Raw genomic sequence first — 16916 nt, 5'->3', positions numbered from 1 at the left:
GAACATTTTTCACTGCTGCTTACTAGATAAAAAAAGGAGACAAACCACACGATGACCACACACAAGGTAGTCGTACACGCCGACTGGACGGTTGGCTCGATTAACCGTCATATCTATGGACATTTCGCGGAGCATTTGGGCCGCTGCATTTATGAAGGGCTATGGGTAGGCGAAGATTCGCCGATCCCGAATACGAAAGGCATCCGTAACGACGTGCTTGAAGCGCTGCGCAAGCTGAACATCCCGAACCTCCGCTGGCCGGGCGGCTGCTTCGCGGATGAGTACCATTGGAAGGACGGCGTCGGCCCGCGCGAATCGCGGAAGCGGATGGTCAACACGCATTGGGGCGGCGTCGTGGAGAACAACCATTTCGGCACGCACGAGTTTTTCCAGCTATGCGAGCTGCTTGATGCGGAGCCGTACATTTGCGGCAACGTCGGCAGCGGCACGGTGCAGGAAATGAGCGAGTGGGTCGAGTACATGACATTCGGCGGCGAGTCGCCGATGGCGAACTGGCGGAAGGAGAACGGCCGCGAGCAGCCGTGGAAGCTGAAATATTTTGGCGTCGGGAACGAGAACTGGGGCTGCGGCGGCAGCATGCATCCGGAATATTATGCGGATCTGTACCGCAATTATCAGACATACGTCCGGCAATACGGCGACAATCGCCTTTACAAGATCGCCGGCGGCGCGAACATCGCCGACTATCGCTGGACGGAAGTGCTTATGCGCAAAGCGGGCCATCTGATGGACGGCCTCAGCCTTCATTATTATACGATCCCGGGCAGCTGGGAGGAGAAGAAGCCTGCGCTTCATTTTGATGAGCTAGACTGGGCGGAGACGATGGCCAAGGCTTTTTATATGGATGAATTGATTACGCGCCACAGCACGATTATGGACCAGTACGATCCGGAGAAGCGCGTCGGCCTGATCGTCGACGAATGGGGCACGTGGTTCCTGACGGAGCCGGGCACGAATCCGGGCTTCCTTTACCAGCAGAACACGATGCGCGACGCGCTTGTCGCGGCGATTCACCTGCATGTGTTCCACAAGCACTGTGACCGGGTCCATATGGCGAACCTCGCACAGATGGTCAACGTGCTGCAAGCGGTCATCCTGACGGAAGGAGACAAAATGCTTCTTACGCCGACCTACCATGTACTCGAAATGTTCAAGGTGCACCAGGACGGCGAAGCGCTTGCGACCCACGGCTCGTTCGGCGAATACGAGGGGAATGGCAAGAAGCTTCCGCAGGCGACGGTATCCGCATCGGTCAAGGACGGTGTCATCAGCGTCAGCCTGGCGAACCTCGACCCGGCGAAAGCGGCCGACCTGAACGTCGAGCTGCGCGGTTCGGCTGGCGGCTATACGGCGAAAGGCTCGATCCTCGCGGCGGACGATATTCACGCGCACAATACGTTCGATCGGCCCGATCGGGTCGCGCAGCGTTCATTCGACGAAGCGCGCTGGGAGGACGGCACGTTGTCTGTGAAGCTGCCGCCGGCATCGGTAGCGGTTGTGCGGCTGACGCCGAAAGCATAATGGCGCGCAGGGCGGAATGGTACCGCGGGCTGCGTGCGGGGATCGGCGCGGCCTTGGCGGCTTCGCTGCTGCTCACCGGCTGCAGTGATGCCGGGTCCGGCGGAGCCGGCAATGAAGAGGAGGTTACACCGGTGTTCGGGGAAGCGTCCGTGCACGATCCGTCCGTCATCCGGGCGGAAGACGGCACGTATTATGTGTTCGGCTCGCATCTGGCGGCGGCTAAGTCAAAAGATTTGCTGAGCTGGGAGCTTGTCGCGTCCGGCGCAGCCGACGGCAACCCGCTTATTCCGAACGTGACGGAGGAACTGCGCGAAACGTTCGAATGGGCGCAGACCGACACGCTTTGGGCGGCGGACGTCATCCGGCTGCCGGACGGCAAATATTATATGTACTATAACGCATGCCGCGGCGACTCGCCGCTCTCGGCGATGGGCATAGCGGTGGCGGATGACATCGAAGGGCCGTATAAGGATCTCGGCATTATTCTTAAATCCGGCATGTGGGGCGAGCCAAGCGAGGATGGCGAGGTTTACGACGCTGCGATTCATCCGAACGTCGTCGACCCGCACGTCTTCTTCGACAAGGACGGTAAGCTGTGGATGGTGTACGGCTCGTATTCGGGCGGCATTTTCATTCTGGAGATGGACGAGAACACAGGCAAGCCGCTGCCGGACCAAGGGTACGGCAAGAAGCTGCTTGGCGGCAACCACAGCCGGATTGAAGGCCCGTATATGCTGTACAGTCCGGATACGGACTATTACTACCTGTTCCTGTCGTTCGGCGGGCTTGATGCGGCCGGCGGCTACAACATACGCGTCGCGCGGTCGAAAAATCCGGACGGTCCGTTCGTTGACGCGGAAGAAAACGACATGCTCGAGGCGAAGGCGGATCCGGCGCTGCCGCTGTTCGACGACCGGTCGATCGAGCCGTTCGGAACGAAGCTGATGGGGGGCCATCTGTGGAACGATCCGGCGGAAGCGGGACGCGAAGCCGGCTACGTGTCGCCCGGGCACAATTCGGCTTACTACGATGAAGCGAACGGGAATTATTATTTGTTCTTCCATTCGCGCTTTCCGAACAGCGGGGAGAAGCACGAGATTCGGGTGCATCAGTTTTTCCTGAACGAGGAAGGCTGGCCTGTCGTCGCGCCATTCCGTTATGCCGGCGAAACGCTCAGGAAAGCCGAGAAAGACGCGGTTGCAGGCGATTATGAACTGGTGAACCACGGAAAAGACATTTCGGCCGAGCTGAAGGAGTCGGCAGCGATCCGGCTCGAGCCGGACGGCACCGTGACCGGCGCAGCGAGCGGGGAATGGGCGTTAACCGGGGAAGCAGGCCTTCGCCTTACCGTGGACGGCGACACGTACGACGGCTATTGGCTCCGGTCGTGGGATTACGCCGCGGGGGCGTGGACGGTCACGTTCACCGTCCTGTCGAAGAAGGGCGTCTCCTTATGGGGTGCAAGGCGGCCAGACCCGGAGCAGGTCTCGTCCGCTTCGGCGAATACGACGGCTGAAGCCGGAGGCGCGGCTTGATGCTGCGCGAGGAAGCCGTGCGCGGCTGCCGGGGCTGCGGCGACCAATACCGCGTAACGGAACGGCAGATCGAGCGGGCGCTGGCCGCGTTCGGTTCCGAGCCGGAACGTCTTGTGCCGGATGACGTGTACGAATCGCGTCTTGCCGCCTGCAGAGCGTGCGAGAAGCTTGCGGACGGCGTCACCTGTATGGCGTGCGGCTGCATCGTTCGTGTGGCGGCGAAGCTGCGGGAGAAGAGCTGCCCGCTGCCTGGCGGCGGCCGTTGGACGCAGGTGTAGCGCAGGCGGCAATATCATTTTTTTTGAGGATAGAGAGGGAGAGAGAGATGACTGAACAGAATACGAGAACGGCGACTGAACAACCGATGATTTTGCAGCGCGCCGATCCATGGGTTTATAAGCATGACGACGGGTTCTACTACTTTACGGCGTCCGTTCCGGAATACGACCGGATTGAAGTGCGGCGGGCGAGTACGATCGCGGGGCTCGCGGAAGCGGAGCCGGACGTCGCGTGGCGGAAGCACGCTTCCGGCATGATGAGCGCGAACATCTGGGCGCCGGAAATCCATTTCATCGACGGCAAGTGGTACATCTACTTCGCTGCCGCCCGCACGACGGAGACGAACGACGGATTGTTCGATCACCGTATGTTTGTGCTGGAGAACGCGTCGGCGAACCCGCTCGAAGGCGAGTGGGTCGAGAAAGGCCAGATCAAGACGATGTGGGAATCGTTCGCTCTCGACGCGACGACGTTCGAACACCGCGGCACCCGTTACCTCGTCTGGGCCCAGAAGGACCCGGACATCACGGGCAACTCCAACCTGTATATCGCGCCGATGGCGAATCCTTGGACGCTTGCGGCGGACGGCGTCATGCTGACGAAGCCGGAGTACGACTGGGAAGTAATCGGCTTCCTCGTGAATGAAGGGGCGGCCGTCGTGAAGCGCGGCGGACGTATCTTTATTTCCTATTCGGGGAGCGCAACGAACCATCATTACTGCATGGGACTGCTCGAAGCGTCCGAAGAAGCCGACCTGATGGACCCGGCCTCCTGGACGAAATCGCCGCAGCCGGTGCTGAAAACGGACGAGGCGATCGGTTTGTTCGGCCCCGGCCACAACAGCTTCACGAAGTCGGAGGACGGCCGGGATGACATCCTTGTTTTCCACGCCCGTACGTACAAGGAAATCGTCGGCGATCCGCTGTACGATCCGAACCGTCATACGTTCGTCCGCAAGCTGCAGTGGAGCGCTGACGGTAAGCCGATATTCGAATAATCAGGCTCTGGGACGACTTAGCCGCCGAAGGTGACTGCACCTCGGCGGCTCTTCGTATATTTCCGGCAGTCAAGAAAGGAGCAAGTACGAATGGAGAGCGTGACAAAGCACAAGCTGCCGGGCGAGACGATCGAAACGGTGGTCTCGAAGGCGTTCCCCGGTTGCTTGTTGGAGCAGCTACTCATGATCTATTATTCGTAATCAATAACTACCATTTGATGGCCTATTATTTGATCAATTTGATAGTTAAGCGTTTCTCCTTCTACCGTAAAAGCAACTTTATTTAAATCGGGAGCCGTATATACGCCGGTTACCTGCTTGCCGGGCAATCGGAGCGTTACGCGAATATTCGATAGAGGGATCATATCTTCAATAATTTCAATTCCGTCACCCCGCTTGACCGGACTTGCATAAAGCAAATGGTTAATATACCGGCTCTCGGACGCTTGCTCCTGAAGCGTAACGATGCCCTGGGCAGGCAGGCTGGTTTGCAGCGTTTTGTCCGGCAGCAGCAGGTTCAATGCATAAACGATCACTTCCTTCAGAGCCAGCGACCCTTTTACGGCATAATCCTCGAATACGTTCCAGGCCACGTAAATGCCGCACGCGCTAAGCACCATTCCAGGACCGCCGTCGTTCAAGCTGCTGGGCGTATGCTGGTGGGAGCAGAAGTGATAAACGTCACGGTTAAAATAAGGATCCTCGCGCTTGCCAAGCTCCTCTCCGCCATCCAGCTCTACGCGGCGGCCATTCGCATAGAAAATGTAAGACGCGTCCCCAAGCGGCTCGAGCGGGAATAATGGCCTGAAATAGTCAGGCTGGTAAGGATTGCTTCCGGCATCCCGCACACCCAGATCGAGAATGAAATGAGTTTGTTCGGGGTTAAGTCCGGAATTGCCGGTCGCCAAAACCTTTCCGCCGCTTTCAAGGAACGAAGTGAGCTTCATATGCAGCGGTTCATTTATTACGATGTGATCCGGGAGAATGATCACTTTATAACGGTTGAAATCCGACTGGAGATCAATGACATCGAATAAAAAATGGCCTTCAAGCAGCATGCGCACGGCGCCGGCATCGGATTTACCGGTGAACATCGCGTCATTCTCCTGGCTCGCGCCGGCGGCTTCAACCGTCAACAGTCCGATATCCGCTGTATTGGTAACGTTGACACACCATTTTTCTTTCCGCTCGACCTCGGAGTAGGCAGCGCCTATTAAACGGTAAGTAGCCGGATCCATGAGTCCTTCCGGATGCAGCTGGTCGCCTATGGAACAGCGTGCGCCGTTGGCAAGACTAAGCGCCGTTTCATAACGAAGCGCGTTCGGATGCTTGTAGCCGCCGAATTCGCCCCAGAACGTATGGAACTTGCCGGTCATGCCGAGAAAATCCATCCCAAGCTGCTGTACATAACGCGCCGATAGCGGGAAGTGGTCATAACCCCAGCCGCCGGTAGGCAGCGATTCGAGCTCAAGATGCGTATTCATCGCCGCAAGATCGCGCCTTCCTTGACTGATATGGCCCGCATTGTGGAAAATCGGCATACCGGGTTTGATCGCATGAACCGCTTCTTCGACCCGGCGAGTGTAGCTGCTGTAGATCCGCTCGCCCAGCTCGACAATGTTGCTTTTCACGCGAGGATCCTTACCCTCTTGGTGTAATTGAGCGATACAAGTATGGCAATAGCATTGACGAACGCCGACGATATCCAGGAAAATCCCGTCCGCATCGTATTTCCGCACAACTTCTTCGATTTGGACAATCATCAAATCGAGATAAGGCGAATTTAAGCAAAACTGATGAAAGCCCGGGGTCATAAATCCGTTGACCCAGTTCGTTTCGTCCTTCTCGTTGCGCATGAGCCATTCCGGATGAAGGCGGGCCATTCTCTCGTCAAGCCCTACGGACAAGTAGACGGGAGCTTTGACGCCGATTTCGTGGGCCGCTTCCATTTGCTGCTGCAGCAGATCAAATTCGAGGTGCGGATGGATTTCATTCGTTTCGGAAGGAAAGTAAGCCCATCCGTGATGGCATTTGGCGAATACGGTAATCGAATCGACATGTCCCAGGCGCAGCATTTCTTGAAACTGCTCTTTGGAGAAATTTTTCGCGATGTTTGTAATTTTTTCGGTCGTATGGAAGTCGAGATGTACTTGTCTGAATTGCATGCTATACGCTCCCTTATACTAAAATTAAGTATTCCTTGGGAATATGGCTTTATTGTAAAATGGCAAGTGGCGGCGTGTATTTAAACAGGATTCCTTCATTTATATAAAATTCCGCTAATTTAGAAACTGGGTGGGGGCGGGCTTATGAAGAAGCTGACCGAAATGACCGTTCATTTGCGATCCGCGCACAGTTATTCCTATACAGGAAGCATTCATGAGGAAACGCGGGTAGTCCACGCCTTTGCCTTCCATCTGTTCGTTCAAGGAAAAGGAAGTATGATTATTGAGGGCAAGACGTACGAGGTAGGAAAAGGCTCGCTCGTTTTTATTCGTCCCGGACAAGCTCATTCGTTTCATCATCATCCGGGCTTGCAGCTGGAGGCCTTTAATATTTACTGCGACTTGTGGGAGATTCCGGGCAGCGGCGCGGCGACTTTTTCCTTCCAAACGGATTCAGCGGATCCTGCGTTGCTCACACTGCAGGAGAGCTGTCCGGAGCTGGAGGAGCTGCCGACACATGTGATGATTACGCCTTATCCGGACGCCGTTGATTTATTTATTCAAATATGCGGCCTGCATGCCTCGTCCAGGATTTACAGCGAAGAAATAGGCGCCTGTTTGATGTCGGGGTGGCTGATGCGGTTCTATAATATCGTTCGCGAAGGGCAGCCCCGCGATTATCGGATCATGCATATCCTCGAAGAGATCGACCGCAATCCGGAACGGCAGTTTAATTACACCGACTGGTGTAAGCGGTGGGGGCTGGAAAAAACGCATTTTTATAAGCTGTTCAGAAGAGATACCGGGATGACCCCCAAAGCGTACCAGCTAAAGCAGAAGATGGCGAAGGCCTCCGTCTTGCTGCTGGAGAGCAATCAATCCGTTACGTCGATTGCGGAGCATTTGGGGTATGATTCCATCCACTATTTCTCCAAACAATTTACGGATGTCATCGGCGTGCCGCCGACAACGTACAGACAGAGGAAGCGCGGCGGAACGATTTAGACGTTTTGAGAGAAAATCGTCATATAATTGAAGTGTTATAGATTAAAATGCACGACATGGGCTGGAGGGCTGTAATCATGACACAATTTGAGGATGCAAAAGAAAAGGTAAAAGATCAATTCGCTAGAAATGCCGAGCAGTATGTTTCCAGCAAAACCCACGCGAATGGAGACGATCTTGACCTGCTAAGCGAGTGGCTTCAGCTTAAACCGCATTGGAAGGTGCTTGATGTTGCCACAGGAGGAGGGCATGTTGCCAAGAAGTTAGCTCCTTTTGCAGCTTCTGTTACCGCAGTTGATTTGACGCGGCGGATGCTGGAAACGGCACGAAATTTTATATCGCAGCAGTCCGATCATGTCGGTTATGTGGTAGCTGATGCTGAAAATCTTCCTTTTCTGGACGAATCGTTTGATGCGGTAACTTGCCGGATTGCAGCTCATCATTTCCCGAATCCAGGGCAATTTGTAAACGAGGCGGCCAGAGTATTAAAGCCGGGGGGCCGGCTGTTACTCATTGATAATGTCGTGCCGGATCATGATTCGATTGACGATTTTGTCAACACGCTTGAACGGCTGCGGGACGAAAGCCATGTGCGCTGCAGCCGCATAAGAGAATGGGAAGAGTGGATGAAGATTGCCGGCTTCCGAGAGTTAAAGTCCCGCATCCGCAAAAAAGCATTTGATTATCCGACGTGGGTCAGGCGGACGGCAAGATCGGAAGAACAGGTGGAGGCGGTTTCCAATCACATTTTGCAGGGCAATGATGAAATGCGGGAATATTGTGGTCTCGTGATGAAGGATGGGGCTATTTCATCGATCCATATTGATGAGTGGATGGTTATGCTGGAAAAAGTTTGACAAGAAACAAGCTTACCCGGATTGCTCCGGGTAAGCTTGTTTTTTATCCTGATGACAGCATGAAGTACAAAGCCCAGTCCTGATCGTTTGCCCAAGGATCGTCAAACTTGCCGGGAACATCGTTAATGCTGAGCGGGAAAAGTCTGGCACAAGATGCGCTGCCGTCTTCCTTGAACAAGCTCAGAACGCCCCGGAGCGAACGCTCTGCAAGGCGCGCATATCGTTCGTCGCCGGTTACCGAGGCATATTCAGCGTATACTCTGCCGGACAGGCCGCTCCAATAATGGGGGAACGTATCGCCGTACAGTCTGCGTTTGCCGAACCAATAGCCGTCCCAATGCCGGATCGCCACTTCGTGCAGATTGTAATCGGGCTGTCCGCCACTGAAAAGCTCAAGCAAGCGCAAATGCTCGCGGAAGGCAGTCAGTTCACCTTCATCTCCGTTTAGCCCGTACATCTGGATAAGTATGTTAGCTGCCGGCGCAACAATGGCTTGCTCATATTTGACTTCACTTGGCGGGTAGGACGTGCCGATCTTGCGGATCGTTTCGGCATGCTTGGCGAACAGCGAGAAGAGTGAATCCGCTTGTATGGTCAAGCCATTTTCCCTTAAAAGCCGGATCATATCCCGGATCGGAAGCTCGATCGGATATAAACCGCCAAAGGCGTGAAGCTCTTGTTCCTTGGGATCGCTGCCCCATTTGGCGCCGCCTCCGTTTTTATAGAATGCGTGCATAATATTCGACATTTTCACTAAGCTGCTCTGCTCTTCGAAAAGATTAAACAGCTCCATGTACAGGATTGCCAGCCATGTATAGTTGTAAAGCCGGTGAATATCATTATTGCGTCCGATATCGTTATAAACTTCTCCGCTTTCGGCGTCGAACAGCTCCCTCTCAATATATTCGACGTATTTAAGCAAGCTGTGCTCGAGCTCGCCGGCGTTTTCCGGACGAAAGACGCGCAAATATGTCGCGATCAGTACACCCATACCGAACCTTTCTCTGCCGCCGTTATGGTCATGGTAATGCGAATAGTACATGTCACCGTCTTCATTGTCATAGATGAGGTAAGCACCGTTCAATCGGCTGTCCGGCCGGTGGCATTGCTGGTTGCGGACAATGAATTCGCAACGCGCCTTTATGAGACGTTCGAGTGTAGGAAGCACCAGAACAACGCAGTACGTTTCTGTACTATTTAAGCGTATGTCGTATTTGTATTCGCCAGGGAGCGAGTAACCATCCTCGACGAACAGCGTATTTCCTGCTGTAGTGAACGGCAGCTCTTTCCCTTCACGAGTTAAGGATACTTGATCAAGAGAAGGCATCGTATGCGAAATTGCGATTCGGCTTTTCTCGCCGGAGAAGAGAACATACTTGTCCGCTTCCACATGAACGTAATGAGGATAGTCCCGAAGCTTGGCGTAGAAATCGTCTTTACCTTCGTGCCAGAACAGCTCCCACTCCAGCGTATACGAAGCCCCGGGCGGCAAAATAAAAGGGGCGGGGTGCAGGATCATGCTGCCGCGATGATTACTGCTATGCGAAATATCCCGTTCTATACTGTAATTGGCGATCGATCCGGCAGTCAACACAAGTCCCAAGTGCGGAGCGATGCCGCCCATTCTTAGTCCCATGATGTAGCTGGATTCACGGCCGCACCAAATATGCGCGTGGCTTCTCTGCGTCTTGCATACGTCTGCCGAATCGTATTGATCGGGAAAAGTCGCGTATACGCCGATATCGTCTTTCCTCACATAGACGTCATACTCCGTCCGATTCGTAAACACGTAAGTTTCCTTGAGCTTGCCATCCGCCGTTGATTGTCTGTTCACAGATACGTCCAATCCGGATTTCATTTTAACTTGACCCCATTTGCCGAGTTCGCCAGCCCAGTTCATCTGGTAGGGATCGTTCGGGTGGACAAGCTTCAGGATTGTGTCGTTTTCGGAAAATTCCACTTGAAAATTAGCTGTCTGCATATGAATGACTCCCGACTCTATAGGAATAGTTTTGGAAATTAACCCTTTAACGCGCCGTTCATGACGCCGCCGATAATATATTTTTGCATAATCAAATAAAAAGCGAGCAGCGGCAATACGCCTAGTACCATCATCGGAAACATACTCGTCCAATCGGTTGAAAACTGTCCGACGTTGCGGTACACCTCTTGCAAAATGACATTTTTCTCCCTGGACTGGATGAAGTAGAGAGGTCCCATAAAGTCGTTCCAAATGGTTAGGGCGTTTAATATAGCGACTGTAGCGATAATAGGCTTCATGAGAGGGAACGTAATGATCCAAAACACGCGGTAAAAACCGGCGCCGTCTATTTTGGCCGCTTCCTCCAGCTCGCCCGGAATCGTCGATACGAACGATCGGAACATGAAGGTGGCGAACGGAATGTTCACGGCGATATTGATGAGGATGACCGCCGTTAACGTATTCATCAAATGCAGGCTTTGCACGACTTTATATAATCCCAGTACGGACATTTGGTAAGGAAACATAATGCCGGCTAAGATGAAAATGAAGATGATTTTACCCCATTTGCTGCCGCTCTTGCGGTTCAGCACGTAACCACCCATGGAGGCGGACAAAATGACACCGGCGACCGAGAAAGCGGTAATGAGAAAAGTGTTCATGAACGCCCGCGGATATTCCATCTTGACGAAGGCGTCGACGTAGGCGTTGAAGCTGAATGACGATGGCAGCGATAGCGGAGAGACGGCTGCTTCGTAAGACGTTTTGAACGTCGTGACAACGAGATAATAGACCGGCACGGCTATGATTAGCGTCAAACCGCACATCAGCAGGAAGGAGACAATCGGAATGAACCGCTCGCTAAATGATGTTGTCTTCAATTGAGCCGATCCTCCCATATTTTAAAAGTTCGCAGCAGCAATGCCGCCAGCGCGAGGCTGAGCATTAGAAATACGATGCCGAATGAGGCGGCATAGCCGTAATTGCCTTCCGAAAATTTTGAGAACATAAGCGTCAATATCGTTTCGGTCGAATAACCCGGACCGCCCTTCGTAAGCGACACGACAATATCGAACACTTTTAACCCCGATATCATGCCGGTAATGAGATTAATCTTGATGGCAGGCGCAAGCTGGGGCACGGTTATGCTGAAAAATTGCTGCAGACGACCCGCGCCGTCGATGCTTGCCGCTTCGTACAGATCTTCGCTGATGCTTTGAAGATTGGCCAAGTAGATGACCATTGCCCAGCCGAACCATTGCCATACCTGAGTCAGAATGATGGCGGTCAGCGCCGTATCCGGATCGCCCAGAAAATTAACGGGTCCGATGCCGAAGGAAGCGAGCAGCTTGTTCAGCATACCGTAATCGCTCGAAGAGAGCATGTAGCTCCACAAGAAGCCGACGACCAGCGTACTGAGAACGGCCGGGCTAAAGAAGATCGCTCTAAAGCCGTTTCGGAATTTCAGCTTGGAGTTTAGCAGCACCGCAACGGGCAAGGCGATCAAATTTTGTAGAATAACAGTAGAAATGGCATATACTAACGAATTTTTAACACCAACGAATAAGGTGTTGTCTTCGAGTATCTTCCGGTAATTGGAAAGACCCGTAAATTGAATCGCGCTTGAATAGTTGCTCCAGTCCGTGAAGCTGTAGATGGCGGTATAGATTAGCGGTACGATGTAAAAAACGGAATAAATCACAAGCAATGGAAGAAGCATGATGACATAGGGGGAATAAACGTTTAATTTATTTCTCACGGTTTTTCTCCTTTCTGGCGGTCTCAAAGAAAGAGAAAGGGACTTTTTCAAGTCCCCGTTTCTTTCGGTTCTATTAGTCTTTATATCGGATAAGGTTCGCTTTGTCGTCCATCGCTTTCAAAAATTGCTCCGTGGTCGTCATGCCGGCAACCATGCCTTGAAGCTGCTTCAGCCCCTCGTCGATCAATGATTGGGCAGGCATGTTCGTGCCCCAGCGGTCCCACGACACGCCGACTCTTCCTGCTTCCAGGATTTCCTTGATTGCGCTGTATTCTTCCGGAAGCTCGCTGTCCAGTCCTTTGAAGTAACTGAAGCCGCCCGGATTGCTTTTCAGGATGCTTTGCTGCACTTCCTTGGAGCCGAACAGTTTCAGGGCAGCTTTAGCTCCTTCCATGTTCTCGCTGTTTTTGTTGATTCCGAAGTTGGCGGCAGGCCCTCCGACCAGCCACCTGTTGTCCTTATCGTTTCCGACATGCGAGAACATACCGAATTCCATGCCCGATTCCTTCAACTGCGTGTACTGCCATGGGCCTCCGTTAAACATGGCAATTTCGCCCGAAATAAATTCAGGAATAACCTGCTCTCCCGAAATGCCGAGCATTTTTTCATTAATAAAGCCTTTATCGATCAATTGCGCCCATTCATCGACATAGCTGTTCAGATGGCCGCTAAGCGTCGTTTCTCCTTTGGCGAATTGCGTATCGAAGGCGGTTGTCGCCTTGCCGCCGTTATAGTACGCATTTTCCAAATACCCGATCAGCGAATGCCATGCCGTATCGCTATCGGATAAACCGAAGCCGAGCGGCTGCACGCCGTTATCGGTAAGTGTCTGGCTGACGGCCAGTAGCTCGTCGAACGTTTGCGGCGGAGTCAGATTGTATTTGGCGAATATTTCTTTGTTGTACCATACCCCCGAATACCAGCCGTAAGCAGGGATGCCGTATACTTTCCCGTTAGCCGAGGTCGATAGCGCTAATCCCGCTTCGTTGAAATCCGCGACGTAAGCTTCGTTACTGATGTCGATCAGGTTGCCTGCTTTAATGCGGGCAGGGAAAGAGGCGCCGTCCATCACGATGTCCGGACCTTCGCCGGCCGCAAGCTGCGTACTGAGTACGTTGTTGTACTGCTTTAGGTTGACGAACGTATATTCAAGCTTGTAGCCGTCCAGGCTTTCGTTGATCTTAGTAATCGCATCGTTCATAATCCCTTCTTCATACCAGCCGATCATCGATATCGTTTTTGTTCCTTTGGACGCTTGTCCGCCGGAGCTTTCATTTCCAGTGCCCGCATTGCCACTGCCGGAGGAGCATCCTCCGATCATAAATGCGGTGATTAATGCCCCTAACAAAATTATTTTTTTGTTCATTTCAACTAACACCCCCGATAGAAAGTCAGCCCTTGCAAGTAAGCTTACGTTTATTATAGACAGCGGCATCAGCTGCCTGGAATGATAAAGTTTTAATATCCGTATCGATTTTTTATGTTTGGCCGATTATGCCGTAGTCGAAGATAAGGAAAGAAGATACAATGAAAGTCGATTATCGATTATGCGGATCGCAATAAACGTTAAGGTGGTGTCCTCATGTCCGGCGAATTTTCGATATTGGTCGTCGACGACGAGAAGAAGGAGCGCGACGGCATCGAAACGCTAATCAGGAGAGGCGGCTACAATCTCCGGGTTCTTAAAGCCAATAATGGTGAAGATGCGCTAACCGTACTGGAACAAATAGGGAATGTTGATATTTTACTGACAGACATTAAGATGCCTTTTTTGGATGGCCTTGGTCTCATTCGCGGCGTGCAAGACCGTAAAGGCGAAATGTTTATGATTTTGTATAGCGCTTATGCCGATTTTGAATACGCGCAAAACGCGATCGCGTTAGGCGTAAACAAATATTTACTCAAGCCGATTAACATGGAAGATTTCCATTCGATTATGGAAGAAGCGATCGCTTGGTGCACGGAACGGGAAACGCGCAGAGCGGAGTCGGATAAATTCCGGAAACTGATTGAAGACTCGAAGCAGGACAGACTGGAAAAGCAGCTTCAGCTATTAATAAGCCCAAGCTCTAACAAGGTAAGGGCGGCTTACGATGATGTTTATGAGCTTGTGCCCTCCTTCAGGTATTCTCCATTTATACCGATTATCATATGCTGCGAGGGGACGTCGTTCATCGAAGCATTTGATGAGGCTAACGAATATTCGCGTAAGCCTTTCGACTTTGTCTACTGTCTACCGGATGAAGGGAGCTTCCTCGTCTGTCTGTTTGGCGGGCAAGTGGAGCAGGGTGCTGGTACCTTTTGCGATAGGCTGCTTCGGGCATCCGGACAGCGGAAGCTGTCTCCCGCACTCGTCATTGTAGGAAGAACATTAACAAGCCTTGAAGACTTGAAGCCCGAATACGAAAGAATGAGTTCATATGCAGATTATTATTATTTCATTTCTTCCAACACGGTTGTAAATGTGCAGAAGGATGCTCTTATCGAATCGAGTCATGACGTGCTGAATATGTCGATCGAAAAAATCGTTACCTGCGTCAAGGTTCAGAACTATGCCGAAGCCTACTCGGAGCTGGACAGGCTGCAATCGCAGATCCACAACAGCCGTTCCTACAGTCAAATTTTTATAAAATATATTTTCACCGAAATGATTAAGAAAATATCCGCCGGCAGCGGATTTTTTATAAAACCGGAAGATTTCGTGAACGAAATTTACTCGACCGGGAGCTTGGGCCGGACGATGGGCGTCATTGAAAAGATCATCCGTAAAATCGAATCGAAACAAAACGACAGCTTGGATATAAACCGCACGGTTCGTATGGTCAAAGACCTCATTGCCGCCGAATATGGAAGCAGTCATTTGGGACTTGCCTATCTAGCGGACCAGGCGAACGTCACATCCGCTTATTTAAGTGCGCTGTTTAAGAAAGAAACCGGACAGAACATTAGCAAATACATTGCGGATTATCGAATCGAACAGGCCAAATATTGGCTTCGAACGACAAACGCGAAAGTGTCGGAAATCGGGGAGAAGGTCGGCATTCCAAATACGTCTTACTTCATTTCTATTTTCAGAAGCAAGGAAAACGTAAGCCCCGCACAGTACAGGGAGAGAGAGGAAGGCAGATGAGGAGGCTGCGCGAATATTGGAAGACGTTATCGTTTTCGGGCAAGCTGAAACTGTCTTACGTCATCGTTTTTATGATTCCGCTGCTGCTGCTTGGCGGCTATTCGTATTATTCCTCGCTTAGTTTTGTTCGAGTGCAGATGGAAGAAGAGCTTAATCATACGGTAGACCGTGTAACCAAAGAAATGGAGACGAAGCTGTACCAAGCCGAATCCTCATTGTCTCTTGTTGTGAACAATTACAGCTTTCAAGAGTTTTTGCTGCAGGCCGGCCAACTCACGAAGCTGGAGACGACCCGGATCGCCGATGCGTATATCGGGCCGTTCCTGTATAATGCGCTATTATCCAATTACAATATCGACAAGCTGCAAATATACACAACAACTGAATTTTATGTGCTAACGGATTTGATCAAAAGTGCAAACACGGTTCAGGAAACCGGCTGGTACAGAGAGGCGCTGCTATCCGGAAGCTATTTGTGGCAGGAGGAGGAAGGCAGGCTATTCGTTAGCAAGTCGATTCGGAATTCGATTACAGGCGAAGTGTCGGGAGTCGCGCGAATGCGCATCAAGGAGGGACTGTTCACTCAAAGCTTCGAGTCCTTTGTAACACCGCCTGCAAATATTACGATTGCCCATGACGGCAGCACGTTTTATGAATATCATCCGAATTATGCGGACGATCACCTCTACCGTGCTGCGCGGACACTTGCGCCGCTCGGCTGGGAAGTTCGTTACGACTTCGAGCGCCAGAGCATGTCCTCCCGTTCAACGTCCCAGCTTCTGCTTAATGTTACCATTACAGTATCCTGTTTGCTGCTGGTCATCGTGATGATCCATTTTCTGTCCCGTTCGCTTGTTAAACGGATATTTGTCCTAACGCATCAAATGCAAGAAGTACGCGAAGGTCATATGAACATTCAGGTGGATACGTCGTATAAAGACGAAATCGGAAGTCTTGCCTTATCGTTTCAAACGATGATGAAACGGATTAACCAGCTTATACTGGAAAGCTACAGGTTCGAAATTACGAAGAAAGAGCTTGAAATCCGGCTGCTGCAGGAGAAAATTAATCCGCATTTTCTATACAACATGCTCTCGACAATGAACTGGATTGCGATCGAGCATAACCAAATGAAAATATCGCAAATGACGAACGACCTTGCGACATTTTACCGGACGGCACTTAATCAAGGGAAAAATATAAGTACGCTCAAAACGGAACTGGACAATATTCGAGCCTATATTGCTTTGCAGCAAATCGCGCGTGACGATTCGTTTGAGGTTGAATTTGACGTACCGCATGAATGGATGCAGCTTACGGTACCGAACTTTATTCTTCAGCCGCTCGTTGAAAACGCGATCGAGCATGGCATTGATACGCTTCGTGAGGGCAGGGGGATCATCACGATTAGAGGTATGAAACGTGAGGCAGTTTGCGAAATTGTGATTGAGGATAACGGCATGGAACTATTTCGGCGTTTCGGCGAGGCCAAGATCGACGAATCGCTGTACGGGTACGGTCTCAGCAACGTCAATGAGCGAATCCGGCTTCAGTCTAATCGTCAGTTTGGAATTTCGATTTATGCGAGCAAGTGCGGGACGCGTGCGGTCCTTACCCTGCCTCTTCATGAAGGGCAGTAAGTTTATGGACAGAACCTTTGAAAGCC

The 16916-nt window shown here is 51.8% G+C and carries 13 protein-coding genes; 8 read left to right on the top strand and 5 right to left on the bottom strand.

Annotated elements, in window-relative coordinates; genetic code table 11:
• Window positions 1-51 precede the first annotated feature (51 nt).
• The 4 genes from KP806_RS12270 to KP806_RS12255 are packed head-to-tail and all read left to right on the top strand — an operon-like array spanning window position 52 to window position 4353.
• Entirely contained in the window at window positions 52-1542 is a 1491-nt protein-coding gene (locus KP806_RS12270; RefSeq protein WP_224723933.1) for an alpha-N-arabinofuranosidase, read from the top strand.
• Entirely contained in the window at window positions 1542-3077 is a 1536-nt protein-coding gene (locus KP806_RS12265) for a glycoside hydrolase family 43 protein (protein WP_224723932.1), read from the top strand. Before KP806_RS12270 ends, KP806_RS12265 begins: the two co-directional genes overlap by 1 nt.
• The gene (locus KP806_RS12260) at window positions 3077-3355 is read left to right on the top strand and encodes a DUF6171 family protein (RefSeq protein WP_224723931.1); all 279 of its coding nucleotides are present in this window, start codon (window positions 3077-3079) and stop codon (window positions 3353-3355) included. The genes KP806_RS12265 and KP806_RS12260 overlap by 1 nt, the downstream gene beginning before the upstream one ends.
• A gap of 47 nt (window positions 3356-3402) precedes the next feature.
• Entirely contained in the window at window positions 3403-4353 is a 951-nt protein-coding gene (locus tag KP806_RS12255; RefSeq protein ID WP_224723930.1) for a glycoside hydrolase family 43 protein, read from the top strand.
• A 191-nt stretch (window positions 4354-4544) separates the two neighbouring features.
• Here KP806_RS12255 and KP806_RS12250 read toward each other — a convergent pair whose 3' ends face one another.
• Window positions 4545-6518, bottom strand: a complete 1974-nt coding sequence (locus KP806_RS12250; RefSeq protein ID WP_224723928.1) for a beta-galactosidase trimerization domain-containing protein — start codon at window positions 6516-6518, stop codon at window positions 4545-4547.
• A 144-nt stretch (window positions 6519-6662) separates the two neighbouring features.
• On the opposite strand from KP806_RS12250, the gene KP806_RS12245 reads away from it, so the two are divergent.
• Both KP806_RS12245 and KP806_RS12240 read left to right on the top strand, forming a co-directional pair.
• Window positions 6663-7523 carry an AraC family transcriptional regulator gene (locus KP806_RS12245; RefSeq protein WP_224723927.1) on the top strand — a complete coding sequence of 287 codons (861 nt, stop codon included), beginning with the start codon at window positions 6663-6665 and terminating at the stop codon, window positions 7521-7523.
• 77 nt (window positions 7524-7600) lie between these two features.
• Window positions 7601-8380 (top strand): class I SAM-dependent methyltransferase, encoded by a 780-nt coding sequence (locus tag KP806_RS12240; protein WP_224723925.1) that lies wholly within the window; start codon window positions 7601-7603, stop codon window positions 8378-8380.
• A 43-nt stretch (window positions 8381-8423) separates the two neighbouring features.
• On the opposite strand, the gene KP806_RS12235 is transcribed toward KP806_RS12240, so the two are convergent.
• From KP806_RS12235 to KP806_RS12220, 4 genes are all read right to left on the bottom strand, one after another.
• On the bottom strand, window positions 8424-10361 hold the full coding sequence (locus KP806_RS12235; protein WP_224723923.1) for a hypothetical protein: 1938 nt from the start codon (window positions 10359-10361) through the stop codon (window positions 8424-8426).
• 38 nt (window positions 10362-10399) lie between these two features.
• Complete coding sequence (locus KP806_RS12230; protein WP_224723919.1) at window positions 10400-11242, bottom strand: carbohydrate ABC transporter permease; 843 nt, start codon at window positions 11240-11242, stop codon at window positions 10400-10402.
• Window positions 11239-12120, bottom strand: a complete 882-nt coding sequence (locus KP806_RS12225) for a carbohydrate ABC transporter permease (protein WP_224723917.1) — start codon at window positions 12118-12120, stop codon at window positions 11239-11241. Before KP806_RS12225 ends, KP806_RS12230 begins: the two co-directional genes overlap by 4 nt.
• Before the next feature lie 73 nt (window positions 12121-12193).
• Complete coding sequence (locus KP806_RS12220; protein ID WP_224723915.1) at window positions 12194-13486, bottom strand: ABC transporter substrate-binding protein; 1293 nt, start codon at window positions 13484-13486, stop codon at window positions 12194-12196.
• Window positions 13487-13702: 216 nt separating this feature from the next.
• Here KP806_RS12220 and KP806_RS12215 point away from each other — a divergent pair, with 216 nt between their 5' ends.
• Window positions 13703-15250, top strand: coding sequence for a response regulator (locus KP806_RS12215; protein ID WP_224723913.1), 1548 nt, complete (start codon window positions 13703-13705; stop codon window positions 15248-15250).
• The gene (locus KP806_RS12210; RefSeq protein WP_224723911.1) at window positions 15247-16890 is read left to right on the top strand and encodes a sensor histidine kinase; all 1644 of its coding nucleotides are present in this window, start codon (window positions 15247-15249) and stop codon (window positions 16888-16890) included. Before KP806_RS12215 ends, KP806_RS12210 begins: the two co-directional genes overlap by 4 nt.
• The last annotated feature ends 26 nt before the right edge of the window (window positions 16891-16916 follow it).

The sequence above is a fragment of the Paenibacillus vietnamensis genome, from assembly GCF_020169515.1.
GTDB lineage: Bacteria > Bacillota > Bacilli > Paenibacillales > Paenibacillaceae > Pristimantibacillus > Pristimantibacillus vietnamensis.
Note: the sequence above shows the minus strand (reverse complement) of the source record. Positions and strands in the feature narration are given on the sequence as shown.